Below are 24,993 nucleotides of genomic sequence, written 5' to 3' on the forward strand. Positions count from 1 at the left end.
TGGGGCATGGCCAAGGGAACAGGCGGCGCAACGCGATCGCCTTCGCCCTGGTGCTTGGGCTGGCAGTGCCGCCACCCTTGGCCCTGGCCCAATCCGGTGGGGGCTCACCCCCAGCCGGGGACGCCATTGTCCCGGGGGCCGGGGTGCCGGAAAACGATGCGGACACCGCCGAGACCGTCGTGGTCACCGGTATGCGCCTGAAGACAGAAAGACTGCAGGAAATCATCGGCGATTTCGTGCGGGACCATGGGAAGCGCGCGCCGTACAGCGACCAGATCGCCCGTTGGGACAGGGCGGTATGTCCACAGGTGCAGAACGTCCCGGCGGATATCAGCGCCTTCATCACCACGCGCATCCGCGCCATTGCGCAAGCCGTCGGGGCGCCGACCTCTCGCGCATCCTGCAAAACCAACGTGGACATCTTTTTCACCGACCAGCCGCAGAGGCTCATGGACGCGGTGGCGGATAAATATCCCCGGCTGCTGGGCTATCATTTCGTGCACCAGGCCAAGGCGCTGTCCCAGGTCACCAGACCCATCCAGGCCTGGTATGTCACCTCCACCAGCAACGGCATCCTGACCGCCATCGACGATCCCTACCAGATGAGCTTGGGCGGCGGTCTGGGCAGCCGGCTTTCCACCGGCGGCCTGCGCCCGGTTCTGACCCACGTCCTGATGGTGGTGAACACCGACCGGATCCTGGGCCTGAAACTGGGCGCAGTTGCGGATTACCTGGGCGTCCTGGCGCTGGCTCAGCCCAAGGTCCTAGGCCAGTGCGGCGACCTGCCCAGCATTCTGGACCTGTTCGCGGCCAATTGCGCGGACGACCAGAAGACCGCAACCCTGAGCGCGGCGGACAAGGCCTACCTGGAGGGCCTTTACTCCATGGACCCCTGGGAAACCGGCGTCCTGCAGCGCAGCAGCATCTCCCTGCACATGCGGCAGAGCTTCGGCGCGCCTTAAAACGGTCCCGTCAGCCAAGGGGTGGTGGCGCGGTGAACTGGGCGATGTCGGCCAATCCCAGGGCTTGTTCAATGTCCGCGATTTGGTGGACCGCGTCGTCAAACCCGTCCTTGCCGAATTTCTGGTGCTCGATCTCCTCGAACTTGTCCCCCATCTCGTCCAGCTCGTGCCCGGACAGGGCTTGTTTCCATGCCGTGAAAACCACGGTGTCCTCATGGGCGGCATGGGCCCGGTACATCCGGACCAGGGTCTCCATCGCGCGGGCCATCGGTTCCCGGTCGGCGGTCCCAATCGCCCCCTTGCCGGTCACACCCAGGATGTAGTCGGTGATCTCCCGCCCGCGCTGGTGCTGCGCCGTCAGCACGTCGGGATAGGCCGCCACCGGGCCCTGGAGCTTGCGGATCGCCGGGAAGATGTGGGCCTCCTCCAACAGGCGCTCGTGGTAATCCTCGCCAAACGTGCGGAACAAGGTCGCCGCCCGCTTCAGGGCCCCGGCGTCGATGGTCCCGGAGTCGGCTGCCCCGTCGTTCGCGCGCAGGCGCGCGGCAGCCTCCGTGTAGGCGAACAGGGCCCGGCGCAGCACGCCGTGCTCACGCATCAGGTCTTCCACCGCACCGACGTCCTTTTCGCTGCCTGCCCCTTCACCGCATCCGGCCAAGGCCAAGCCTGTGGCCACGACGACGCCGGCTGAACCGGCGTGAAGGAATGAACGGCGACGCTGATCCACTGTATCCATCGGTTCCTTCCCTTCGGCAACGGCCCCTTCGGCAGCGGCCCCTTCGGCAGCGGACCAATCGGCGACCCCGCCACCCGCAGAACGCCGGTACGGCGGAGCGGTTCCGGCACACATCGCCCAACCGACTTTATCTCATTTTGATGCACCGCAACGCAGCCATGCGGATCTTCTGCGATGGATTCTGATAATCAGTCTCAGGTGGCCGTTGACATGGCGCAAATCGGCAAATAAGAGTCGCTCGCAATCTTAACAAAGGGTATAACCGCGGAGCTCGATAGCCGGGATCCGCGCGGGGAGCCAACCACATAGCGTGGCATCAAGGTGGGGACCGTCATGTCGAGCAACCGCAACATCATCATCGCAAGCCGGGCCAAGACGCCCCGCACGCTGGCCCGCACCGCCCTGGGCCTGGCGAGCGTGGGCCTGGCCGGCGGCGCCCTGCTTTCCCTGGGTGCGCAGGCCCAGACGGCGACGGCGCCCGCCACCCAGGGCGGCACGGGCCAGTTGCCCACCCTGTCGGTGCAGGACCAGGACGCCGCCCCGGCGCAGGACTATCGCACCGAGCGGTCGTCCAACGTGAAGCTGACGGAAAAGCTGCTGGACACGCCGCAATCGGTCACCGTCATCTCCGGCCAGGAGATGAAGGACCAGGGCGTCACCACCCTGCGCGATGCCCTGCGCAACGTCGCCGGCATCAGCCTGGCGGCCGGTGAAGGCGGCGCCCAGGGTGACAGCCTGACCCTGCGCGGCTTCAGCGCGCGGTCGGACATCTTCCTGGATGGCCTGCGCGACTTCGGCAGCTATTACCGCGACAGCTTCAACTACCAGTCGGCCGAGGTGCTGAAGGGCCCGGATAGCGCCATGTTCGGGCGCGGTTCCACCGGCGGCACCATCAACCAGGTGAGCAAGACACCCACGCTGGAGGCCATCACCGCCGGCACCGCCACCCTGGGCACCGACGGCATGAAGCGCCTGACGGCGGACGTGGACCGCGCCATCGACGCCACCACCGCCGTGCGCCTGAACGCCATGGGCACCAGCAGCTTCGTCGAGGGCCGCGACGGCGCCAAGAACGAGCGCTACGGCTTCGCGCCCTCCGTCGCCTTCGGCATCGGCACGCCCACCCGCGTCACCATCAGCTATCTACACCAGTCGGAAAACGACCGGCCGGACTACGGCATCCCCTTCCTGCTGGGCCAGCCGGCGCCGGTGGACTACCGCACCTACTACGGTTTCCACAGCGACTACCTGAAGACCGACGCCAATGTCGTGACCGCCGACGTGCAGCACGACCTGACGTCCGGCATCACCCTGGAAAACCAGTTCCGTTACGGCAACTACTACCGCAACGTCCGCATCACCGAGCCGCAGCTGGTGAACGCCAACGTGACGCCAGCCACCGTCGGGCCGCTGTCGGGCGTGGCCATCAAGCGCAACGCCATCACCGTGCGCAGCGTGGAAACCACCCTGGACGACCAGGCCACGGCCTCCGCCCGGTTCAACACCGGCTTCCTGGAACACCATCTGGTGACGGGCGTGGAACTGTCGCGCGAAACCTCGGACCCGACGCGCACCGCCTGGACCGGCGTTCCCACCACCACCCTGCTTAACCCCAACGAGTACCAGACCTTCGCCGGCGTGGGCACCATCTCGTCCCGTGTCAGCACCACGGTCGATACGGTGGCGGTGTTCGCCGTCGACACCATGAAGTTCAATGAGCAGTGGTCGCTGGTCGGCGGTTTCCGCTACGACCACCTGGACACGGACTACAAGCAGACCGTGGCCCCGGCCGCCGCCTTCTCCCGCACCGACAGCCTGCCGTCCGGCCGCGCCTCGCTGGTGTTCAAGCCGACGCCGGAAAGCAGCCTCTACGCCAGCTTCGGCACCTCGTTCAACCCGTCGGCCGAGCAGCTGTCGCTGTCCGCCGCCACGGCCAACCTGGATCCGGAAAGCAACAAGACCTACGAGGTCGGCGGCAAGATCGACCTGTTGCACGACGCGCTGAGCGTGCGCACCGCCCTGTTCCAGACGGAAAAGGACAACGCCCGCGTCACGGACCCCAACAACTCCGCCCTGAACGTGCTGGGCGGCGACCAGAAGGTGAAGGGTGTGGAGCTGGAGGTGACCGGCCGTATCACCGAGGATTGGCAGGTCAGCACCAGCTACGCCTACATGGACGGCCGGGTCATCAAATCCACCACCTTCAGCCAGGTGGGCCGCGGTCTGCCCAACGTGCCGCACCACACCTTCAACCTGTGGACCACCTATCAGGTGACGCACCAGCTGCAGATCGGTGGCGGCGCCAACGCGGTGTCGCAGCGCATCGGCAGCTCCAGCCCGGTGGCGGCCACCAACCTGATCAACACCGTGCCCGGCTATGTCACCTTCAACGCCATGGCCAAGTACGACATCACGGAAAAGATCAGCATCCAGGCCAACATCATCAACCTGACCGACCGCGACTACGTCGACCAGATCCATCCGGCCCACCTGGTCCCGGGCGAGGGCCGCACCGTCCAGTTCACCGCCAACTTCGCCTTCTGATCCACCCATCAACCCCAGACCATCCCAACCCTCGACCATCCAAGGCGGCACCCATGCTTCTTCACATTCCCGGCGTCCTGACCCAGGAGCAGGTCGCCTGGTGCCGCCAGCGGATGGAAACCGCCGATTGGGTGGACGGCCGCGTCACGGCCGGCCACCAGTCGGCCATGGCCAAGAACAACGCCCAGATCCCGGCCGACCATCCGGCGGCCCGGGCCATGGGCGACATGATCCTGGCGGCGCTGGAAAAGAACGCCCTGTTCCTGTCGGCGGCCCTGCCGCTGAAGGTCTTCCCGCCGCTGTTCAACCGCTACGCCGGCGGCCAGTCGTTCGGCATCCACGTGGACAACGCCATCCGCCAGATACCCGGCACGCCGCACCGCGTGCGCACCGACCTGTCCGCCACCCTGTTCCTGGCCGATCCCGACGAATATGACGGCGGGGAACTGCTGGTGGAGGACACCTACGGCGAGCATGAGGTGAAGCTGCCGGCCGGCGACATGGTGCTGTACCCGTCCACCAGCCTGCACCGCGTGGCCCCGGTGACCCGGGGCGCCCGCATCGCCTCGTTCTTCTGGATGCAAAGCATGGTGCGCGACGACGGGGAACGCACCCTGCTGTTCGATCTGGATACGACCATCCAGGATCTGAACCGCGAGGCCGCCGGCCAGCCCGCCGTGGTGCGGCTGACCGGCATCTACCATAACCTGCTGCGCCGCTGGGCGGAGGCCTGACGCCATGATGAAGACGCTGCGCTTCCTGCACCTGTGGGTGGGCCTGATCCTGGGCCTGCCCCTGCTGGCGCTGGGCCTGTCGGGCACCGCGCTGGTGATCGAGCCGGAGTTGCGCGCCGTGTTCACCCCATCAGTGCCGGCCTCGCCCGCCGATGCGGCACCGCGCAGCGTGGCCGAGGTGGTGGACGCCGCCGCCGCGGTGGCGCCTGCGGGCGCCAAGCCCGCCAGCTACGCCGCCCCGTCCGCGCCAGGCGGAATCGCCACCGTGCGCTTCCAGGCGCCGCGCCGCACGCCGCAAGGTGGAGAGCACGCCCATAGCCAGGGCGGCCCCCGTCCGCAAGGCGGCGGCATGCCCGGCATCAGCGTGCACATCGACCCGGTCACCCTGGCGGTGGTCAGCACCCCGGGCCTGGACGCCACCATCGGCTGGATCCACCGCCTGCACGGCAATCTGCTGATCCAGGATCGCAGCGGCCGCGACCTGGTGGGATACCTGGGCGTCATCATGACGGCGCTGGGCGTCACCGGCCTGGTGCTGTGGTGGCCCCGGCCCGGGCAATGGCGCCAGTCCTTCATCGTGCGCAAGGCGGCCAAGGGCGCCCGCTTCCACCGCGAGCTGCACGGAGCCGCCGGCATCTGGGGCCTGGCCGTCTTCCTGGTGGTCAGCGTCACCGGTGTGGCCATCGCCTTCCCCCAGAGCATCGCCGCCGGTGTGGGTGCGGTGCTGCCCATGGCGGCGCAGACCCAGGGCTTCGCCGTGCCCAAGGTGACGCCGCGTGACAGCGTGGACCCGGCCGGCGTGGATGAGGCCGTGGCCATCGCCCTGGCGGCCTCCCCCCGCCCCGGCCTGGCCCTGCGCGGCGCCAGCCTGCCGCAGAGCCCGGACCAGGCCATCCGCGTGGTGCTGGCGCCCCTGGGCGGCGACGCCCCCAGCGCCGTCACCCTGATGGTGGACCCCTGGGCCCGCCAGGTGGTGGAGGTGCGGGACCCCAGCACGCAGGCGGCGGGCAACAAGGTCACCGGCTGGATGCGCCCCCTGCACGAGGGCGAAGGGCTGGGCCCCGTCTACCGCGTCCTGGTGGCGCTGAGCGGCCTGCTGCCCACCCTGTTCGCCATCACCGGCACGTCCATGTGGTGGATTAAGCGCCGAAACCGCAAGGCAGGCGCCGCCCGCGCCGCCGCCATCCTGCAATCCGCCGCGGAATGACCACCGCCAACCGTTTCACGACGCGTCAGGGCAGCGACGCAATGCTTTCAAAGAGGGGCACGACCAACATGGCGACCAAGTTGCTGAAGCAGACGGCCGCCGCCAGCTTGACGGCGGCATTGGGCTTAGGGGCGACCAACGCCTGGGCGCAGGAGGGGGCGGCCCGCACCGCCGCCACCACCGTGCCGCACGACCTGTCGGCCATGGGCATGTTCCTGAACGCCGATGGGGTGGTGAAGGCCGTCATCCTGGGCCTGCTGGCGGCCTCCGTCGTCACCTGGACCATCCTGCTGGCCAAGGGGCTGGAGCTGCGCGCCGCGCGCGGCCGCCTGCAGGGCTCGCTGGACAAATTGGACGAGGCCCCCTCGCTGGACGTGGCGGCCAGCCAGCTGACCGGTGAGGGCGACGCCCTGGCCCTGGCCTTCGCCCGCGCCGCGACAGCCGAACGCGCCCAGTCCGAAGGCCTGCCGGCCGAGGGTGTGAAGGAACGCGTGGTGCTGCGGCTGGAGCGGCTGGAGGCCAAGGCCCGGCGGGCCATCGTGCGCGGCACCGGCGTGCTGGCCACCATCGGCGCCACCGCCCCCTTCGTCGGCCTGTTCGGCACCGTCTGGGGTATCATGAACAGCTTCATCGGCATCTCGAAGACGCAGACCACCAGCCTGGCCGTCGTGGCCCCCGGCATCGCCGAGGCGCTGCTGGCCACCGCCACCGGCCTGGTGGCCGCCATCCCGGCGGTGGTGGTCTACAACGTCTTCGCCCGCAAGGTGGACGGCTACCGCGTGCTGCTGGCCGACGTGTCGGCCGGCGTGTTGCGCCTGGTCAGCCGCGACCTGGACCGGGAGCAGGCGGGCATGCAAGGGGCGGGTGCCCCTCGGGCCCGCAGCCGCGCGGCGGAGTGACCCGGATGGCTGCCCGTCTTTCCCACGGCGGCGATGAGCTGGCCGAAACCCACGAGATCAACGTCACGCCCTTCATCGACGTGATGCTGGTGCTGCTGATCATCTTCATGGTGGCGGCCCCCCTGGCCACCGTGGATGTGCCCGTGGACCTGCCCTCCTCCAACGCGCCGCCCCGGCCACACCCGGAAAAGCCCGTGACCCTGACCATCCGCGCCGACCTGACCCTGGCGATCAACGGCGCCGACGTGGCGCGCGACGGCCTGGCCGCCGCCCTGGACGAGGCCGCCGGCGGCGACAAGGACCAGCGCATCACCCTCAGCGCCGACCGCGCCGTCTCCTACGGCGACCTGACGGCGGTGATGAACAGCCTGCGCACGGCGGGATACCTGAAGGTCTCGCTGGTGGGGCTGGACGGCGGCGGGGCCCCGTGACGCCATGGCGATGGCATCGATGAACAAGGACGGCGGCGATCTTCCTGGCGAGGACAGGCCTGGTGAAGACAGGCGCGCACGCCTGGTCTGGGGCGGCAGTTTGGCCCTGGTGCTGGCCGCCCATGCCCTGGCCCTGCCCTGGCTGATGGCACGCTCCACCCTGGAACCGCCGCCCCCTCCGCCGCCGCTGCAGATCGACCTGCCGCCGCCCCCGGCGCCACCGCCACCCGCACCGCCCAAGCCCGAGCCCCCGAAGCCGGAGCCGCCCAAACCCGCGCCCAAGCCGCCGCCGCCCAAGCCGGTGGCGGTGAAGCCCCTTCCCCTGCCGCCCCCCCCGCCGGTGCCGCCGCAGGCCGCCCCGATTGCGACGCCGCAACCCGAGCCGCCGCCCAGCAAGGCAGTGCAGACGTCAACCCCGGCACCGGAGGCGCCGCCCGCCCCGCCGGCACCGGCCAGCAAGGGCCCGGACAGCTATGAGGGCCGGCTGATGGCGCATCTTTACCGCTATCTGCGCTATCCCGCGCAGGCGCGGCAGCGTCACCAGGTGGGCACCGCCTTGGTGCACTTCACCCTCGACCGGACGGGCCACGTGCTGAGCGTGACGCTGGAGCGCGGCTCCGGCTTCGCCCTGCTGGATGAGGAGGCGGTGGCCACGGTGCGGCGGGCCGACCCGTTGCCCCCCGCCCCGGACGACAAGCCCCTGGATTGGACCATGCCGGTGGATTTCAGCCTGCTGCGCTGATCTCCCCGGCCCGTCATTTCCGTTGCGCCCCAAGGCGCCACTGGTCAATTATTTTGACCGCACCACCGCGCCGCCGCCGCCGAAAGCAGGCGGCCGGAGACGGTGGGGCAGAGGAAACGCTGACGGGACCCCATGAAGGACAGCATCCGGCCGGCCAAGCTGGCCGACACCATCGCCGAGCATCTGGAACAGCTGATCGTGGAAGGCAGCCTGCGCCCCGGCGAAAAGCTGGTGCCGGAGCGGGAGCTGGCCGTGCGCTTCAACGTCTCCCGCCCCTCGCTGCGCGAGGCGCTGGAGAAGCTGGAGCAACGCGGCCTGTTGCGCAGCGGCCGGGGCGGGGCCACCTTCGTCGCCCCCTTGCTGGGCCCCACCTTCACCGAGCCGCTGCACGCCGTGCTGGCCGCCCGGCCCGAGACCACCCTGGATTACCTGGAGTTCAGGACGGAGGTGGAGGGGGCTGCCGCCTACTACGCCGCCCTGCGCGCCACCGACGTGGACCGCGCCCAGATCCAGGCCCGGTTCGAGGCCATGGAGGCCGCCCACGGCCATGACGAGGCGAAAGAAGAGGCGGACGCCGATGCGGAGTTCCACCTGGCGGTCTATGAGGCCACCCATAACGTCGTGATCCTGCACATCATGCGCGCCCTGGCCGAAATGCTGCGCCAGGATGTCTTCTTCAACCGCGCCAAGCTGTACCAGCGTACCGGCGTGCGCCAGCTGCTGCTGAGCCAACACCGCGCCCTGTATGAGGCGATCATGAAGGGCGACCCGGCGGCGGCGCGCGCGGCCGCCGAGGCGCACATCAACTTCATCCGCGACGCCCTGGTGGAAATCTCCCGCGCCGACGCACGGCTGGAAGCCTCACTGCGCCGCATCGCCGGCGGGGATATCGTGGCCGCCGACAAATAGGGTGGCGAGAACGGCTCTCGATTGGCGCCAGCGCTCACTTTTTGAAGACCACCGCCATCGCTTCCGCGCGCCCCATCGCCAACCCATTGATAAACAATCATTAACCAAACTGGCACGGTGTTTGAGTAAGCGCCCCCGACAGAACAGGGGGAAAAAACTCATGTCGTACAAACGGCTCGTGATCGCCGTCATCGTGTTGGCGGCCGCCGCGGCGGCGCTGTGGTTCAGGGCGGAATGGCTGGTGGGCACGGCCCTGCGCGCCCGCTTCAGCCCCTCCGTCACACTGGCGCCCAAGCCCTCACCCACCAGCATCGCCGACGCGCGCGGCCAAGACCTGGACGATTTGCTGGTGCTGCTGGACCTGGACCGCAGCTTCACGGCGGAGGGGCGGGCCGCCTTCACCCAGGGGGTGGCGGACCTGCGCGCCCGCGTGGGCGAGATGGATGCCCCCACCTTCGTGATGGAGGTGGCGCGGCTGGTGGCCCTGGCCGGCAACGGCCACACCGCCGTGCAACTGTTCCCCAAATACGCGGAGTACGGCGTGGCGCCGGTGCGCCTGGCCTGGTTCGACGACGGCCTGTACGTCATTGGCGCCGCCGATGCCCAGGCGGGTCTCCTGGGTCGCCGGGTGGTGGCCATCGACGGCCACCCCGCTGACGACATCCCCGCCGCCGTGCGGCCCTATCTGACCGGCACTGACGAGCATGCGCGGGCCCAGGGCATCAACCTGCTGGTCTGCCCCGCCCTGCTGCGCGCCGTCTGGCCGGAGACGGACGGCCGCCACCTGGCGCTGACCCTGGCGGATGAGGCGGGCGGCACGATGCAAACGTCGCTGGAGGCCGGCCCCATGGCCAGCGCCGACAGCCTGCGCTGGCTGCCGCAGGCCGCCGCCTTCACCCATCTCTATGGCGGCAAGACGGCCAGCCTGGAGACCCGCGCGCTGGACCACCAGGGCCTGTACCTGCGCCTGAACGCCGTGATGGATGATGACAAGGGCCCCCTGACCCGGCAGCTGGAGGCCGTTGCCGCCAGCGCGCCGCCGGGCGGCTGGCGCTGGATGGTCATCGACCTGCGCTATGACGGCGGCGGCGACTACACCAAGACGGTGGACTTCACCCGCCGCCTGCCCACGCTGCTGGCCCCGGACGGGACCCTGTGGCTGCTGACCGGCAACGCCACCTTCTCCGCCGCCATCGTCACCCTGGCCCGCGCCAAGTACTACGCCGGCGCCCGCGCCCACATCATCGGCCAACGCGTGGGCGACCGCGACACCTTCTGGGGCGAGACCGGCGCGCCCCTGGTGCTGCGCAACACCAACACCACCGTGGGCTATGCCACCGGCATGCACGACTGGGTCCATGGCTGCCACGACATCACGCGGTGCTTCTGGCTGAACTACGCCTTCGGCGTCGCCGCCGGCGACCTCAGCCCCGAACAGGAAGTCGGCTGGCGCTTCCCCGACTTCGCCGCCGGGCGCGACACCGTGATGGAGGAAGTGCGCGACCTGCAGGAGGCCAAGCGCGGCGGTGGCGAGCGGGCGGCGGTGCCGTAGACGTCAAAGTCGAATCTTCTACCGCTGGTATTGTCATCCTGGGATTTTGCCCGCGTAATGGGCGAAACCAACGGGAGGGCCCCTCATGAGCAAGCTGACGCTGTACTTCATCCGCCATGCCGAAAAGCCCGAGGCCAGCTGGCCTGGGCCCGGCCTGACCCTGGACGGGACCAAGGACAAGGAGTCCCTGGTCATCCGCGGCTGGCAGCGGGCGGGGGCCTGGGCGGCGTTGTTCGGGGCGGGGCTGGAGGGCAGCACCTATGCCAAGCCGGCGGCGGTGTATGCGGCGACGCCAGGGACCACGGTGAACAAGGGGCCCAGCAAGCGGCCGTTCGAGACGGCCTCGCCCCTGGCGGCGCGCCTGGGGCTGGAAGTGCCCAACACCACCTACGGCAAAGGGCAGGAGGCGGCGCTGGTCAAGGAGCTGCTGACCCTGTCCGGCGTGGTGCTGGTGTGCTGGGAGCATCAGGCCATCGTGGAGAGCATCATCCCCCTGCTGCCCGTCCGCCGGGGCAAGCCGCCCACCGCCTGGCCGGAGGACCGCTTCGACGTCGTGCTGCGCTTCAAGCGCAAGGAGGGCGGCAAGGGCGACGGCTTCGCCTTCAAGGAGCTGTATCCCCGCCTGCTGGCCGGGGACTCCGATACGCCCCTGTGAAACGCCTCACCGTATGGCGCGCACCCATCAGAGGCGCGCGCCGGTGATGCCGGCCACGATGCCGGGCCACCAATAATCGGCGGTGAAGGAGCAGGTGGCGACGATCACGAAGGCCGCCGTCGCCAGGAGCACGGCGGCGGCGGCGTAGGCCAGCGGCCCGTTGGCCCGTGACCCGTTGGCCAGTGACCCGTTGTTGGACTGGGCGCGATCGGAGCGGATGGCCAGTTCGGCCACCGCCAGGTTGGGCACGTAGAAGAAGAACACCATCACCGCGTCGAACCAGCCGGTGAAATGGCTGGTGTGGCCCAGCCGGCCCATGGTCAGGAACCAGAAGCCGTATTCGATGCGATACAGCCAGGAACCGACCGTCAGCGCGAACAGGCGGATGGCCCAGGCGCGGTGCTGGTCATACCGGCGGGCGCGGGCATGCGTGTAGGCCAGCACCGCCGCCAGCGACATCAGCGCGCCGTAAGCGCCGAACCCCAGGTTCATCATCGTGCCGCCGAGCGTACCGGTGGTGAGGACGTAGGCCAGGCCGCCCAGCCCGGCGAAACCGGCGCACGTCACGTACAGCCGCCCCAGCCAGCGGTGCAGCCCCGGCACCGCGCGCCGGACACCGCCCATCAGCTGGATGGGGCCCAGCAACAGCAGGATGCCGCCGGCGATGAAATGCGCGCCGATGGCGGCCGTGGCCACCGGCGCGCCAGCGTCGTGCAGGGCCGGCAACGACTCATTCCACCGGGCGGCCGTGCCGTTGACCGCGGTGCCGCCGAAGAAGGCCAGGATGTAGGCGCCGAAGATGGCGCCGCTGGCCCAGGTGACCGCGACCAGCTGCCTCATGCTCCAGCGCAACGCCCGGCCCCCAAGTTCAGCGCCCGCCCCCCGGACGGCGACCGCGTCCAATGCCGCTGTCATGGTTCCCCCCAATCAATACATGCGCTCGCCCGAATACGCGCCCGCCTGAGGCGCCGAGCGAGCCGAACATTCCTCTTTTCCGTGTATGGATAGGCTGTCAAAAGTCAAGCCTGGGCCGCCATGGCGACGGCGTTGGTCCATCGCCCGATGATGTCCACCCACGGATGAAGGTTTAACGCATGAGCATGGGGATTTCCTGCCTGGCCGATGTCGAGCGTATCGAGGCGGTCCCGCTGGCCGAGCGGAACCTGCCGGCGAACAGCTATGAGATGATCGCCACCGGCGCCGCCTTGAACCCCGATGCGCCCGCCTTGTCCTTTTTCCTGCGCACCCGGGACCAGGCGCGACCCTACACCCTGACCCATCGCGCGCTGCTGGCCCGGATCACCCAGGCCGCCCACATGTTCCGCCACCTGGGGATAGGCCGGGGCGACGCGGTGGCCATCCTGCTGCCCAACCTGATCGAAACCCACCTGGCCATCTGGGGGGCGGAAACGGCGGGCATCGCCTTTCCCATAAACCCCCTGCTGGAGGCCGACCAGATCGCCGCCCTGCTGCGGGCGGCGGATGCCAGGCTGCTGGTCACCCTGGGCCCGGCGCCGGGCAGCGCCCTCTGGGAAAAGGCCTGCGCGGCCCTGGTGGAGGCGCCCTCGGTGCGCCAGATCCTGACCGTCGATCCCCTGCGCTATCTGCGCTCCCCCCTGGCGCCCATCGCCCGGCTGCTGGCGGCCCGGCGGCTGCGCGCCACCCGCCTGGATGTGCCCGTCCAGGACATGACGCGCGCACTGAAGCGCCACGAGGGCGGACGGCTGACCTTCGCCGCCCCCGCCGCCACGGACATCGCCTCCTACTTCGCCACCGGCGGCACCACCGGCCTGCCCAAGATCGCCCGTCGCACCCATCACAGCGAGGTGTTCGACAGCTGGGCCATGAACCAGGTGCTGGGCGGGACCGCGGCGCAGCCGGTATTCTTCTGCGGGCTGCCCCTGTTCCACGTCAATGGACAGCTGGTGACGGGGCTGGCGCCGCTGGGGCGCGGCGGGCATGTCGTCATCGGCACGCCCCAGGGCTATCGCGGCGAGGGCGTGCTGCGCCACTTCTGGGAGATCGTGGAGCGGCACCGCATCGCCTTCTTCTCCGGTGTGCCCACCGTCTATTCGACGCTGCTGGAACAGCCGGTGGAGGGGCATGACCTGTCCAGCCTGGAACTGGGCATGTGCGGGGCCGCGCCCATGCCGGTTGAGCTGTTCCGCCGCTTCGAACAGGCGACGGGCGTGCGCATCCTGGAAGGCTATGGCCTGACCGAGGGGGCCTGCACCTCCAGCGTCAATCCGCCGGCCGGGGAACGCCGCGTCGGCTCCATCGGCTTGCGCCTGCCCTATCAACGGATGAAGGTGGTCATCCTGGACGACCAGGGCGGTTATGTCCGCGATGCCGCCGTGGGTGAGGTTGGGATCGTCGCGCTGAACGGCCCCAATGTCTTCGAGGGCTATACCGACCCAGCCCGGGAAGGCGGCACCTGGCTGGCCATCGCCGGTGAGCGCTGGCTGAACACGGGGGATCTGGGCCGGCAGGATGCCGACGGCTATTTCTGGCTGACCGGCCGCCGCAAGGAACTGATCATCCGGGGCGGCCACAACATCGACCCCGGCGTGATCCAGGAGGCCCTGGCCGCACATCCGGCGGTGGCGATGACGGCGGCGGTGGGCCGGCCCGACGCGCACGCCGGTGAGTTGCCCGTCGCCTATGTCCAGTTGCGTGCCACCGCGACCGCCACCAGCGAGGAGCTGCTGGCCCACGCCTGCGCCCTCATTCCGGAACGGGCCGCCTGGCCCAAGGCGGTGCGCGTCCTGGACGCCCTGCCGCTGACCAGCGTCGGCAAGGTCTTCAAGCCGACCCTGGTGGGGTACGAGATCGCCGACGTCGTCCGGCAGGAGGGCAAGACCGCGGGCCTGGACCATATCGAGGTCGACGTCGTGCTGGATCCGGATCGCGGCCTGCTGGCCCGGATCAGGGCCCAGGGTGACAGGCAGGCGCTCGGCCGGCTTCTGGGCCGTTATACCTTTGCCCATGAAATCACAGACTGATTCCAGAAAGAAACCCGGCGGATCGACCGCCGGGGCTGGGAGGCTACGGGGATAATACGGACTTACTGCGGGATCATGCCGGTGAAGACATAGGCCTGCAGCAGGGTGATCACGCCCACGATGCAGACGAAGAAGAGGCTGTGCTTCAGCGTGAAGCGCAGCAGGTTGGACTCGCTGCCCACCAGGCCCACGGCGGCGCAGGCCACCGCGATGCTTTGCGGGGAGATCATCTTGCCGGTGACGCCACCGGAACTGTTAGCGGCCACCAGCAACAGGTCGGAGACGCCCAGCTGCTGCGCCGTCGTGGCCTGCAGCGCCCCGAACAGGGCGTTGCTTGATGTGTCCGACCCGGTCAGGAACACGCCCAGCCAGCCCAGGATGGGGGAGAAGAAGGGGAAGCCCCTGCCCGCCTCCGCCAAGGTCAGCGCCAGGGTGGAGGACAGGCCGGAATAGTTGGCGATGTAGGCGAAGGCCAGCACGGCGCCGATCGTGTACATGGGCCATTTCAGCTCCGCCAGCGTCTCCCCGAACGTGGCCAGCGCCTTGCCCGGGCCATAGCGCAGCACGATCATGCTGAGGATGGCGGAGATGAGGATGGCGGTGCCGGTGGCGGCCAGCAGGTCCAGCTTGTACTGCGCGGCGTAGGGCGTGGCGGCCTTGACGATGGGGGCCACCTTGGTCACGGCGTTGTGCAGGCTGGGCACGTCGAACAGGAACACCGTGTCCACCAGGGCGCCGCCCTTGGCGAACAGGGCCTTGAAGGGCTTCAGGCTCCAGATCGTCACGATGACGGTGAGGATGAGGAAGGGCGACCACGCCTTCAGGATCTGGCCGCCGGTATAGGCGTGCGCGCCGCGCTCCTCCGCCGTCTCCTGGTCCTTGAAGCGGAAGATGGTCTTGGGCTTCCAGAACTTCAGGAACACCGTCAGGCACAGCAGGCTGATGAGGGCAGAGATGATGTCCGGCAGCTCGGCCCCGATGTAGTTGGACGTGAAGTACTGGCTGATGGCGAAGCTGAACCCCGTCACCAGGATGGCGGGCCAGGTTTCCTTCACGCCCTTGGCCTCGTCCATGATGAACACCAGCCAGAAGGGCACGAACACCGACAGGGCCGGCAGCTGCCGCCCGGTCATGGCCGCCACCTTGTAGACGTCCAGGCCGGACACCTGGGCGCCGACGATGATGGGCGTGCCCATGGCGCCGAAGGCCACGGGTGCCGTGTTGGCGATGAGGCAGAGGCCGGCGGCGTAGAGCGGGTTGAAGCCCAGCCCGGCCAGGATGGCGGCGGTGATGGCCACCGGCGCGCCGAAGCCGGCCGCCCCCTCTAGAAACGCGCCGAAGGCGAAGCCCACCATCAGCATCTGCAGCCGCTGGTCCTCGGTGATCGAAATGACGCTGGCGCGGATGATGTCGAACTGCCCCGTCTTCACCGTGATCTTGTACAGGAAGACGGCCGCCACGATGATCCAGGCGATGGGCCACAGGCCGTAGAAGAAGCCGTAGACCACGGCGGCGATGGCCGAGGACGCCGGCATGCCATAGGCCGCGACGGCGATGATCAGGGCCAGCAGCACGGTCAGCGTGCCGGCGACGTAGCCCTTCAGCCGCAGCACGGCCAGCGCCACGAAAAAGAAAACGATGGGCAGCACCGCGACCAGCGCGGACACCACCATGTTCCCAAACGGGTCATAGACCTGGACCCAAGGCTGCATGGCCTTCCCCCCTATTTGTTGTCGTGTCGAAACCAGGCGGAACGCGTAAGGCGGCGCGGGTTGGGGATGCCGCCGGTGCCCGCCGGCGTTCTGTCGTCCTCCCCACGCGGCTGGTGTCGGTCAGGCGCGCATATTCAGGCGTCCCGGGTATTGCCCGGGTTGATGTCTCCTTGGTCAAATTACTGTACCATGGACATAATGATGGATAACCCGCGCGCCGGGCGGGCGCAAACGGAAAAGATGGCCCTAATCCAAGGTCTTGGTTAACCCGGTTACGTGTCGGCCGATCCGCCTAGGGGAGAAATCCGGCCGAGGCCGCCGGGATTAAGCCGCTGAATGATTTGACCTTCCCTTGCACCGGAGGGGCGACCATTGCCGATCCCTGTTTGGTAAAATGATTTGACCAAGACTACTCCTTGGTAAAATATGGCGCCGACAATTTCCCCAGGGCAAAGGCAAGCCGGCCCCGGGGCAGCATCCTGGGAGGGACGGGCCTTTGACCACCACGAACCTGGCCGCCACGAATACGGCCGCCGCCGCAAGGCCGGCGGCCCGGCCGGATACGGTCTATTTCTTCGGCACCTGCCTGGTGGACATGCTGTACCCGGAGGCCGGGCTGGCCGGCATGGACCTGCTGCGCCACGCCGGCGTGCACGTGGTGTTCCCGGAGGGGCAGAGCTGCTGCGGCCAGCCGGCGCGCAATTCCGGCTATGTGGAGGAGGCGCGCGAGGTGGCGCGGGCGCAGCTGGACGCCTTTCCCAGCGACATTCCCATCGTGGTGCCCTCCGGCTCCTGCGCCGGCATGATGAAGACCCACTACGCCCACCTGTTCGAGGGCGATCCCGACCAGCCGCGCGCCATCGCCTTCGCCGCCCGCATCCATGAGCTGACGGCCTTCCTCGTCAACGTGCTGGGCGTCAAACTGGCGGACAAGGGCGCGCCCGTCACCGTCACCTGGCACCCGTCCTGCCATTCCCTGCGCGAGATGGGCGTGAGCGAGGAACCCAAGGCCCTGCTGCGCCAGCTGGCCAACGTCACCCTGGTGGAAAACAAGCGGGAGCGGGAGTGCTGCGGCTTCGGCGGCACCTTCGCCGTGCGCCAGGCGGCCGTGTCCACCGCCATGGTGTCGGACAAGCTGGCCAGCGTGCGGGAGACCGGCGCCGGCACCCTGCTGTCGGGCGACTGCGGCTGCCTGATGAACATCGGCGGGCATGCCGAGAAGGCGGGCGATGGCATCCGCTGCCGCCACATCGCGGAATTCCTGATGGAGCGCTGTCATGGCGGCTGACGGCGGCATGCATGCCGAACACGGCCCCCGGTTCGCAGAAAGGGCGCCCGACGCGCTGAACAACCCGCAGCTGCGCCGCAACTTCCGCCGGGCCATGGACGGCCTGATGGCCAAGCGCGCCGCCCAGTTCCCCGACCCGGCCTATTGGGCGGAGCTGCGGGAACGGGGCGCCGCCGTGAAGGCCCGCGCCCTGGCCAAGCTGCCGGACCTGCTGGAGCGGCTGGAATCCCGGCTGACCGCCAACGGTGTCCAGGTGCACTGGGCGGAGACGACGGAGGAGGCCAACGCCATCGTCCTGGGCATCCTGCAACAGGCCGGCGCCCGTACCGTCATCAAGGGCAAGTCCATGGTGTCGGAGGAGATGCACCTGAACGCCCACCTGGAGCGGCACGGTATCGAGGCGGTGGAATCCGACCTGGGCGAGTACATCATCCAGCTGGCGGGGGAGACGCCGTCCCACATCGTCATGCCTTGCATCCACAAGAACAAGGATGAGATATCGGACCTGTTCGCGGAGAAGATCCCGGGCCTGGAACGCACCGGTGACGTGGATGAATTGACCGCCGCCGCCCGCCGGGTGCTGCGGGAGCGCTTCGCCAACGCCGACGCCGGCATTTCCGGCGTCAATTTCGCGGTGGCGGAGACGGGCACCCTGGTGCTGATCGAGAATGAGGGCAACGGCCGCCTGTCCACCACCCTGCCGCCGCTGCACATCGCGGTGACCGGCATCGAGAAGGTGGTGGAATACCTGGACGACATCCCGCCCCTGCTGGCCCTGTTGCCCCGTTCCGCCACCGGGCAGCCCATCACCACCTACGTCAACATGATCAGCGGCCCCCGGAAGGCCGGCGAGAAGGACGGGCCCACGGCCGTGCACCTGGTGCTGCTGGATGCAGGGCGCAGCCGTGTCTATCAGGATGTGGAGCTGGCGGACACGCTGCGCTGCATCCGCTGTGCCGCCTGCATGAACCATTGCCCGGTCTACACCCGCGTGGGCGGCCACACCTACAACGCCATCTATCCCGGCCCCATCGGCAAAATCCTCACACCGCAGCTGCAGGGCCTGGACGCCGCCGGCGACCAGCCCCACGCCTCCACCCTGTGCAACGCCTGCGCCGAGGTCTGCCCGGTCAAGATCCCCATCCCCGACCTGCTGGTGCGCCTGCGGCGGGAGGCGGTGCGGCCGACGGAGACGCCGGCCACGCACCTTCCCCCCCTCTATTCAACAGTAGTGAAGGACGGCGGGGCGGAGCGGTCGTGGACGGAAAGCCTGGTCTGGGCCGGCTGGCGCCTGGTCTATACCCGGCCATTGCTGTACCGCATGGTCACCCGCGCCCTGGCCTGGGGCGGCAATTGGGTACCGGCCGACGCCCCACTGATGCGCGACTGGACCAAGGCGCGGGCCAAGCCCCGCTTCAAGCCGCGTACCCTGCATGATCTGGCGCGCGAGCGCGGTTACCTGAACGAGGTGCCGAAATGAGCGCCGCCTCAAACACGGCAAGGGCCAATATCCTGGGCCGCCTGAAGGCCGCCCCCGGCCGGCCGGGTCCCGACCTCGCGCCCTGGACGCCGCCCACCTATACCGACAAGCTGGTCCGCTTCCGCCAGATGGCGGAGGCCAACCACGCCGAGATCCATGACGTGACGGCGGAGACCTGGCCGGCGCGGCTGGCCACCATCCTGAACAACCGGGGCGTGGGCCGCCTGATGGTCGCCCCCGGCACACCGCGCGGCGACACATTACTGCAGGCGGCGGCCCAGGGCGTGCCCCTGCCCACCCTGGTGCCCTATGACCAGCCGGTGGAGGTGTTGAAGGATGCGCTGGTGCACCGGGTGGATGCCGGCCTGACCGGCACGCGCGGCGCCATCGCCGAGACGGGCACCCTGATTCTGTGGCCAACGGCGGAGGAACCGCGCCTCTTGTCGCTGCTGCCGCCCCTGCACATCGCCGTGCTGGAGGAGGACACGCTGCACGACACGCTGGCGGCGGTGGTGCGGGACCAAGGCTGGGCGGCGGGCATGCCCACCAATGCCCTGTTGATTTCCGGCCCGTCCAAGACGTCCGATATCGAGCAGACCTTGGCCTATGGCGTCCATGGCCCCAAGGAACTGATCATCCTGCTGATTAGAAAAGGGGAGTGATGGGTCATGCCGGACAGCATCGTGAACCCCGCCGCGGACCCCGTCCTCACCCGTGATTACGACGCCCTGCGCGCCGAGCTGGCGGGCGTGGTGCCGGCGGACCGGCTGATCACCGACCCGCTGCGCCGCCTGGCCTATGGCACGGACGCCAGCTTCTACCGCCTGGTGCCGAAGCTGGTGGTGCGGGTGGACAGCGAGGCGGAGGTGAGCCAGGTGCTGGGCGCCTGCCGCCGCCACAACACGCCCGTCACCTTCCGCGCCGCCGGCACCTCCCTCTCCGGCCAGGCCATCACCGACAGCCTGCTGATGGTGCTGGGCGACGGCTGGCACCGCTCCGTCATCAATGACGACGGCAGCGTCATCAAGGTGCAGCCCGGCATCATCGGGGCGGAGGTCAACCGCCGCCTGGCGCCCTATGGCCGCAAGATCGGGCCGGACCCGGCCTCCATCGAGAGCTGCAAGATCGGCGGCATCGCCGCCAACAACTCGTCGGGCATGTGCTGCGGCACCCACGAGAACACCTACAAGACCATGCTGTCGCTGCGCTTCATGCTGGCGGACGGCACCCTGGTCGACACCGGCGACGCCGCCAGCGTGGCGGCCTTCCGCGTCAGCCATGCCGACCTCTTGGCCAAGCTGGACGAGATGGGCCGGCGGGTGCGGGAGGACGAGGCGCTGGCCAACCGCATCCGGCGCAAGTTCGCCATCAAGAACACCACCGGCTACAGCCTGAACGCCCTGGTCGACTACCAGGACCCGGTGGACATCCTGGCCCACCTGCTGATCGGGTCGGAGGGCACGCTGGGCTTCATCGCGGAGGTCACCTACCGCACCGTGCCGGAACTGGCGGACAAGGCCAGCGCCCTGCTGCTGTTCCCCGACATCGTCGAGGCCGGGCGCGCCGCCTGCCTGCTGAACGGCGGGCCGGTGGCGGCGGTGGAGCTGATGGACCGCGCCAGCCTGCGCAGCGCCAAGGGCCAGCCGGGATTGCCGCCCGAGATCGACAGCATGGGCGAGGACGTCGCCTCCCTGCTGGTGGAAACCCGGGCCGTCAGCCCGGAGGCCTTGCGCCAGAACATCGCCGCCATCGAAGGGCTGCTGGCCGGGGTCACCCTCCTGCGGCCCCCGGCCTTCACCACCGACGCGGCCGAATACACCAAGCTGTGGAAGATCCGGAAGGGCCTGATCCCCACCATCGGCGCCATGCGCCAGACCGGCACCAGCGTGATCATCGAGGACGTGGCCTTCCGCATCGAGGATCTGGCCGACGCCTGCCACGACATGCGGGCGCTGTTCGACAAGCACGGCTACCCCGACGCCATCCTCATGGGCCACGCCCTGGCCGGCAACCTACACTTCGTCTTCGCCCAGGATTTCAGCACCGAGGCGGAGATCGACCGCCACGCCCGTTTCATGGACGAGATGGTCCACATCGTGGTGGAGAAGTATGACGGATCGCTGAAGGCGGAGCACGGCACCGGCCGCAACATGGCCCCCTTCGTCGAGCTGGAATGGGGCAAGGCCGCCACGGCATTGATGTGGGAGATCAAGCGCCTGCTGGACCCGGCCAACCTGCTGAACCCCGGCGTGCTGCTGAACACCAACCCGCGCCTGCACCTGGAGAACCTGAAGCCCCTGCCGCCGGCCCACACCATCGTCGACACCTGCATGGAGTGCGGCTTCTGCGAGAAGATGTGCCCCTCGCACGGCATGACGCTGAGCCCCCGCCAGCGCATCACCGGCCTGCGGGAAATCGCACGCCTGACGGCCCTGGGGGACCCGGCGACGGAGCTGCGGGATCTCTACGACCACCACGCCATCGACACCTGTGCCGCCTGCGGCCTGTGCGCCACCGCCTGCCCCGTGGGCATCGAGACCGGGCAGCTGACCAAGGCCCTGCGCGGCAAGCGCCACGGGCCAAGGGCCCGCACCGTGGCCGGCCTGATGGCCCGCCATTACGGCACCGTGCTGGCCGCCACGCGCGGCGCCCTGAACCTGGCCGCCTTCGCCGCCCAGGCATTCGGGCCGAAGAAGGTGGCCAGCCTGGCGGCGTACGCCCGCAAGCTGTCGGGTGACCGCCTGCCCCACGCCGGCCCCAACCTGCCCGAGGGGGCCAGCATGGCCTGGCTGAAGGACCTGCCGCCCCCCACCGCGACGGGCGAGCCGGTGGTGTACCTGGCCGCCTGCGCCGGCCGCACCTTCGGGCCGGCGGTGGAGGATGGGGAGAGCGATCCCCTGCCCGCCGTCACCCTGCGGGTGCTGGAGCGCGCGGGCTTCCGCGCCATCGTGCCGGAGGGCCTGCCCAACCTGTGCTGCGGCCTGGCCTTCGAGTCCGAAGGCATGCAGGAGGCGGCGGACGCCAAGGCGGCGGAGATGGAGGCGGCGCTGAAGGCCGCCAGCGACAATGGCCGCATCCCCATCGTCATGGACGCCAGCGCCTGCACCCAGCGCATGAAGACCTACCTTTCCGGCCGCCTGCCGGTGAAAGACCTGGTGGAGTTCCTGGCGCAGGACGCCCTGCCCCGCCTGACGCCCACCCCGCAGGCGGAACCCGTGCTGCTGCACCTGAACTGTGCGGCCCGCAAGATGGGCATCGATCCGCAGGCGGCCGCCGTGGCCAAGGCCTGCGCCAGCACCGTGGTGGTGCCGGAGCGCGTGGGCTGCTGCGGGTTCGCCGGTGACAAGGGGTTCGTGGAGCCGGAACTGAACGACCACGCCCTGCGCTTCCTGGCCCCCCAGGTGCCGGCGGGCTGCGAGGCGGGATACTCCAGCAACCGGACGTGCGAGATCGGCCTGGCCGACCATGCCGGCGTGCCCTATCGCCATCTGGTCTATCTGGTCGACCGGGCCACGCGCTGACGGATCGCCGATGGGCCCGCCAATGCTCCTATGCCGGCCCCGGCACTTCCGCACCGTTGACGGCGACCCCGCCGCCCCCTACCCATATCGGGCGTCGAAAAACAGTGCGTCATAAACCCGCGATGGCCGGCCAAGGCCACGCATGAGCGAGAGAAATCAGGGGAGAGGACCATGACGGCACGGGTTACGGCCGGGCATCTTCAGGTGGCGCAGGAACTGTTCGACTTTGTCGAGAACGAGGTCCTGCCCGGCACCGGATTGTCGGTGGAGGCCTTCTGGCAGGGCGTGGATGTGCTGGCGCACGAGCTGACGCCGCTGAACCGCGACCTGCTGGCCAAGCGCGACGCCCTGCAGCAGCAGATCGACGACTGGCACCGCGGCCAGAAGGGCCGGCCCTTCGACGGCGCCGCCTACCGCGCCTTCCTGTCGGCCATCGGCTACATCCAGCCCGAGGGGCCGGACTTCAGCGTCAGCACCGCCAATGTGGATGCGGAGATCGCCACCATCGCCGGCCCGCAGCTGGTGGTGCCGGTGATGAACGCCCGCTATGCCCTGAACGCCGCCAACGCCCGCTGGGGCAGCCTGTACGACGCCCTGTACGGCACCGACGCCCTGCCCGAGGATGACGGGGCGGAGCGGGGCCGGGGCTATAACCCCATCCGCGGCGCCAAGGTCATCGCCTTCGGCCGCACCTTCCTGGACCAGTCCTTTCCCCTGGCCGAGGGCTCGCACCGCGACGCCACCGGCTATGCCATCGTGGACGGCGCGCTGGCGGTGACGCTGGAGGGCGGGGCCAAGACGGGCCTGGCCGACCCCAGCCGCCTGGGCGGCTGGCAGGGCGACGCCGCCGCCCCCACCGTGATCCTGCTGTGCCGCCACGGCCTGCATGCCGAGATCCACATCGACGCCGGTCACCGCATCGGGCGCGAGGACAAGGCCCACGTGGCCGACATCGTGCTGGAATCCGCCATCACCGCCATCATGGATTGCGAGGATTCGGTGGCAGCGGTGGATGCCGCCGACAAGGTGCTGGCCTACCGCAACTGGCTGGGCCTGATGAACGGTACCCTGACCGCCCAGTTCGAGAAGGGCGGCCAGACGGTGGACCGCCACCTGAACCCGGACCGCGTCTACACCGCCCCGGGGGGCAAGACCCTGACCCTGCCGGGCCGCAGCCTGATGCTGGTGCGCAACGTCGGCCATCTGATGACGTCCGACGCCGTGCTGCTGGCCGACGGCAGCAACATCCCCGAGGGCATCCTGGATGCCATCATGACCAGCACCATCGCCCTGCACGACCTGCGGCGCGAGGGCGTGGGCGAGACTCCGGCCGTGCGCAACAGCCGCGCCGGCAGCGTCTATATCGTGAAGCCCAAGATGCACGGGGTCGAGGAGGTGGCGTTCGCCAACCGCCTGTTCGGGGCGGTGGAACAGCTGCTGGGCCTGCCCGCCAACACCCTGAAGATGGGCATCATGGATGAGGAGCGGCGCACCACCGTCAACCTCAAGGAATGCATCCGCGCCGCCCAGCACCGGGTGGTGTTCATCAACACCGGCTTCCTGGACCGCACCGGCGACGAGATCCACACCTCGATGGAAGCCGGCCCCATGGTGCGCAAGAACGACATCAAGGGCACCGCCTGGATCAAGGCCTATGAGGACTGGAACGTCGACACGGGCCTGGCCTGCGGCCTGAAGGGCCGGGCGCAGATCGGCAAGGGCATGTGGGCCATGCCCGACCGGATGGCGGACATGCTGGCCACCAAGATCGCCCACCCCCAGGCCGGCGCCAACACCGCCTGGGTCCCCTCCCCCACCGCCGCCACGCTGCACGCCCTGCACTACCACACCGTGGACGTGGCCGCCCGCCAGGCCGTGCTGGCCGGCCACCGCCGCGCCAAGCTGGAGGACATCCTGACGCCGCCGCTGGCAAATGGCGCCAATTGGTCGGAGGAGGAAATCCAGCAGGAACTGGACAACAACGCCCAGGGCATCCTGGGCTATGTCGTCCGCTGGGTGGACCAGGGTGTCGGCTGTTCCAAGGTGCCGGACATCAACAACATCGGCCTGATGGAAGACCGCGCCACCCTGCGCATCAGCAGCCAGCACATCGCCAACTGGCTGCACCACGGCATCTGCACCAAGGAACAGGTGCGCAGCACCCTGGAGCGCATGGCCGCCGTGGTCGACAAGCAGAACGCCGGCGACCCCGCCTACACCCCCATGGCCCCCAACGTCAGCCACAGCATCGCCTTCCAGGCCGCCTGCGACCTGGTGTTCGACGGGGTGCGCCAGCCCAACGGCTACACCGAACCGGTGCTGCACCGCCGCCGGGCGGAGGCCAAGGCGCGGCAGGCAGGGGCGTAGGCGCGAGGGTTGGGTTTGCAGTGAGGGTTGAGAAGGGGCGGGGTCGAGAGGTCTCGCCTCTTTTTCTTACGCTGAGTTTAGAACTTTTCTTATGAGTAAAGAGTATTTCATGTCCCTCATCTTGATCATTTAGGTCCAGGAAGAGGCTCCAATGAGAGTGGTTCCCAACCACAGCTTCTCCGGACACAGAGCCTTCAGGATGAGACTCACATTGCGAAGCCTTGAGAATATTCGAAAAGCACGCTAAAATTG

19 protein-coding genes are annotated in these 24,993 nt (G+C 69.0%); 16 read left to right on the plus strand and 3 right to left on the minus strand.

Annotated elements, in window-relative coordinates; translation table 11 throughout:
- Positions 1 to 143: 143 nt before the first annotated feature.
- Positions 144 to 962 (plus strand): hypothetical protein, encoded by an 819-nt coding sequence (locus P5F91_RS04525; RefSeq protein ID WP_277906641.1) that lies wholly within the window; start codon positions 144 to 146, stop codon positions 960 to 962.
- Positions 963 to 972: 10 nt separating this feature from the next.
- Here the strand turns inward: P5F91_RS04525 and P5F91_RS04530 are convergent, their stop codons facing one another.
- The gene (locus tag P5F91_RS04530; protein ID WP_145612316.1) at positions 973 to 1,698 is read right to left on the minus strand and encodes a hemerythrin domain-containing protein; all 726 of its coding nucleotides are present in this window, start codon (positions 1,696 to 1,698) and stop codon (positions 973 to 975) included.
- A gap of 333 nt (positions 1,699 to 2,031) precedes the next feature.
- Here P5F91_RS04530 and P5F91_RS04535 point away from each other — a divergent pair, with 333 nt between their 5' ends.
- The 9 genes from P5F91_RS04535 (at position 2,032) to P5F91_RS04575 (ending at position 11,371) form a co-directional block, all read left to right on the plus strand.
- Positions 2,032 to 4,242 (plus strand): TonB-dependent receptor, encoded by a 2,211-nt coding sequence (locus tag P5F91_RS04535; protein ID WP_277906642.1) that lies wholly within the window; start codon positions 2,032 to 2,034, stop codon positions 4,240 to 4,242.
- A 53-nt stretch (positions 4,243 to 4,295) separates the two neighbouring features.
- Entirely contained in the window at positions 4,296 to 4,976 is a 681-nt protein-coding gene (locus P5F91_RS04540; protein WP_145612317.1) for a Fe2+-dependent dioxygenase, read from the plus strand.
- A 4-nt stretch (positions 4,977 to 4,980) separates the two neighbouring features.
- A complete protein-coding gene (locus P5F91_RS04545; RefSeq protein WP_277906643.1) occupies positions 4,981 to 6,183 on the plus strand; it encodes a PepSY-associated TM helix domain-containing protein in 1,203 nt (400 codons plus the stop codon).
- A gap of 68 nt (positions 6,184 to 6,251) precedes the next feature.
- Positions 6,252 to 7,082 (plus strand): tonB-system energizer ExbB, encoded by an 831-nt coding sequence (gene exbB, locus P5F91_RS04550; protein ID WP_277906644.1) that lies wholly within the window; start codon positions 6,252 to 6,254, stop codon positions 7,080 to 7,082.
- Positions 7,083 to 7,087: 5 nt separating this feature from the next.
- Positions 7,088 to 7,513 (plus strand): TonB system transport protein ExbD, encoded by a 426-nt coding sequence (exbD, locus tag P5F91_RS04555; RefSeq protein WP_145612320.1) that lies wholly within the window; start codon positions 7,088 to 7,090, stop codon positions 7,511 to 7,513.
- Between the two features lie 10 nt (positions 7,514 to 7,523).
- A complete protein-coding gene (locus tag P5F91_RS04560) occupies positions 7,524 to 8,255 on the plus strand; it encodes an energy transducer TonB (protein WP_277906645.1) in 732 nt (243 codons plus the stop codon).
- Between the two features lie 132 nt (positions 8,256 to 8,387).
- Positions 8,388 to 9,164 carry an FCD domain-containing protein gene (locus P5F91_RS04565; protein WP_145616531.1) on the plus strand — a complete coding sequence of 259 codons (777 nt, stop codon included), beginning with the start codon at positions 8,388 to 8,390 and terminating at the stop codon, positions 9,162 to 9,164.
- 160 nt (positions 9,165 to 9,324) lie between these two features.
- Positions 9,325 to 10,716: a hypothetical protein gene (locus tag P5F91_RS04570; RefSeq protein WP_277906646.1), complete on the plus strand. Its 1,392-nt coding sequence runs from the start codon at positions 9,325 to 9,327 to the stop codon at positions 10,714 to 10,716.
- 85 nt (positions 10,717 to 10,801) lie between these two features.
- On the plus strand, positions 10,802 to 11,371 hold the full coding sequence (locus tag P5F91_RS04575) for a histidine phosphatase family protein (RefSeq protein WP_277906647.1): 570 nt from the start codon (positions 10,802 to 10,804) through the stop codon (positions 11,369 to 11,371).
- A gap of 27 nt (positions 11,372 to 11,398) precedes the next feature.
- On the opposite strand, the gene P5F91_RS04580 is transcribed toward P5F91_RS04575, so the two are convergent.
- On the minus strand, positions 11,399 to 12,211 hold the full coding sequence (locus tag P5F91_RS04580) for a DUF2306 domain-containing protein (protein ID WP_277906648.1): 813 nt from the start codon (positions 12,209 to 12,211) through the stop codon (positions 11,399 to 11,401).
- Between the two features lie 254 nt (positions 12,212 to 12,465).
- Between P5F91_RS04580 and P5F91_RS04585 the strand changes: the two genes are divergently transcribed.
- Entirely contained in the window at positions 12,466 to 14,373 is a 1,908-nt protein-coding gene (locus P5F91_RS04585) for an acyl-CoA synthetase (protein ID WP_211107018.1), read from the plus strand.
- 62 nt (positions 14,374 to 14,435) lie between these two features.
- Here P5F91_RS04585 and P5F91_RS04590 read toward each other — a convergent pair whose 3' ends face one another.
- Positions 14,436 to 16,085 carry a lactate permease LctP family transporter gene (locus tag P5F91_RS04590; protein ID WP_277906649.1) on the minus strand — a complete coding sequence of 550 codons (1,650 nt, stop codon included), beginning with the start codon at positions 16,083 to 16,085 and terminating at the stop codon, positions 14,436 to 14,438.
- A 496-nt stretch (positions 16,086 to 16,581) separates the two neighbouring features.
- Here P5F91_RS04590 and P5F91_RS04595 point away from each other — a divergent pair, with 496 nt between their 5' ends.
- The 5 genes from P5F91_RS04595 (at position 16,582) to P5F91_RS04615 (ending at position 24,741) form a co-directional block, all read left to right on the plus strand.
- The gene (locus P5F91_RS04595) at positions 16,582 to 17,373 is read left to right on the plus strand and encodes a (Fe-S)-binding protein (RefSeq protein ID WP_277906650.1); all 792 of its coding nucleotides are present in this window, start codon (positions 16,582 to 16,584) and stop codon (positions 17,371 to 17,373) included.
- Positions 17,363 to 18,853, plus strand: a complete 1,491-nt coding sequence (locus tag P5F91_RS04600) for a LutB/LldF family L-lactate oxidation iron-sulfur protein (RefSeq protein WP_246134502.1) — start codon at positions 17,363 to 17,365, stop codon at positions 18,851 to 18,853. Before P5F91_RS04595 ends, P5F91_RS04600 begins: the two co-directional genes overlap by 11 nt.
- A complete protein-coding gene (locus P5F91_RS04605) occupies positions 18,850 to 19,515 on the plus strand; it encodes a LutC/YkgG family protein (RefSeq protein ID WP_277906651.1) in 666 nt (221 codons plus the stop codon). The genes P5F91_RS04600 and P5F91_RS04605 overlap by 4 nt, the downstream gene beginning before the upstream one ends.
- Positions 19,516 to 19,521: 6 nt before the next feature.
- Positions 19,522 to 22,374: an FAD-binding and (Fe-S)-binding domain-containing protein gene (locus P5F91_RS04610; RefSeq protein WP_277906652.1), complete on the plus strand. Its 2,853-nt coding sequence runs from the start codon at positions 19,522 to 19,524 to the stop codon at positions 22,372 to 22,374.
- 171 nt (positions 22,375 to 22,545) lie between these two features.
- Positions 22,546 to 24,741, plus strand: a complete 2,196-nt coding sequence (locus P5F91_RS04615) for a malate synthase G (protein WP_277906653.1) — start codon at positions 22,546 to 22,548, stop codon at positions 24,739 to 24,741.
- Positions 24,742 to 24,993: the final 252 nt, after the last annotated feature.

It is taken from the genome of Nitrospirillum amazonense (genome assembly GCF_029594735.1).
GTDB lineage: Bacteria > Pseudomonadota > Alphaproteobacteria > Azospirillales > Azospirillaceae > Nitrospirillum > Nitrospirillum amazonense.

Excerpts from the sequence above, each read along its gene's own strand:
- exbB (WP_277906644.1), top strand. The coding sequence starts at position 6,252 with ATGGCGACCAAGTTGCTGAAGCAGACGGCCGCCGCCAGCTTGACGGCG.
- P5F91_RS04530 (WP_145612316.1), bottom strand. The coding sequence starts at position 1,698 with ATGGATACAGTGGATCAGCGTCGCCGTTCATTCCTTCACGCCGGTTCA.
- P5F91_RS04570 (WP_277906646.1), top strand. The coding sequence starts at position 9,325 with ATGTCGTACAAACGGCTCGTGATCGCCGTCATCGTGTTGGCGGCCGCC.
- P5F91_RS04535 (WP_277906642.1), top strand. The coding sequence starts at position 2,032 with ATGTCGAGCAACCGCAACATCATCATCGCAAGCCGGGCCAAGACGCCC.
- P5F91_RS04560 (WP_277906645.1), top strand. The coding sequence starts at position 7,524 with ATGGCATCGATGAACAAGGACGGCGGCGATCTTCCTGGCGAGGACAGG.
- P5F91_RS04580 (WP_277906648.1), bottom strand. The coding sequence starts at position 12,211 with ATGAGGCAGCTGGTCGCGGTCACCTGGGCCAGCGGCGCCATCTTCGGC.
- P5F91_RS04585 (WP_211107018.1), top strand. The coding sequence starts at position 12,466 with ATGAGCATGGGGATTTCCTGCCTGGCCGATGTCGAGCGTATCGAGGCG.
- P5F91_RS04615 (WP_277906653.1), top strand. The coding sequence starts at position 22,546 with ATGACGGCACGGGTTACGGCCGGGCATCTTCAGGTGGCGCAGGAACTG.
- P5F91_RS04565 (WP_145616531.1), top strand. The coding sequence starts at position 8,388 with ATGAAGGACAGCATCCGGCCGGCCAAGCTGGCCGACACCATCGCCGAG.
- P5F91_RS04590 (WP_277906649.1), bottom strand. The coding sequence starts at position 16,085 with ATGCAGCCTTGGGTCCAGGTCTATGACCCGTTTGGGAACATGGTGGTG.
- P5F91_RS04545 (WP_277906643.1), top strand. The coding sequence starts at position 4,981 with ATGATGAAGACGCTGCGCTTCCTGCACCTGTGGGTGGGCCTGATCCTG.
- exbD (WP_145612320.1), top strand. The coding sequence starts at position 7,088 with ATGGCTGCCCGTCTTTCCCACGGCGGCGATGAGCTGGCCGAAACCCAC.
- P5F91_RS04610 (WP_277906652.1), top strand. The coding sequence starts at position 19,522 with ATGCCGGACAGCATCGTGAACCCCGCCGCGGACCCCGTCCTCACCCGT.
- P5F91_RS04600 (WP_246134502.1), top strand. The coding sequence starts at position 17,363 with ATGGCGGCTGACGGCGGCATGCATGCCGAACACGGCCCCCGGTTCGCA.
- P5F91_RS04605 (WP_277906651.1), top strand. The coding sequence starts at position 18,850 with ATGAGCGCCGCCTCAAACACGGCAAGGGCCAATATCCTGGGCCGCCTG.
- P5F91_RS04540 (WP_145612317.1), top strand. The coding sequence starts at position 4,296 with ATGCTTCTTCACATTCCCGGCGTCCTGACCCAGGAGCAGGTCGCCTGG.
- P5F91_RS04575 (WP_277906647.1), top strand. The coding sequence starts at position 10,802 with ATGAGCAAGCTGACGCTGTACTTCATCCGCCATGCCGAAAAGCCCGAG.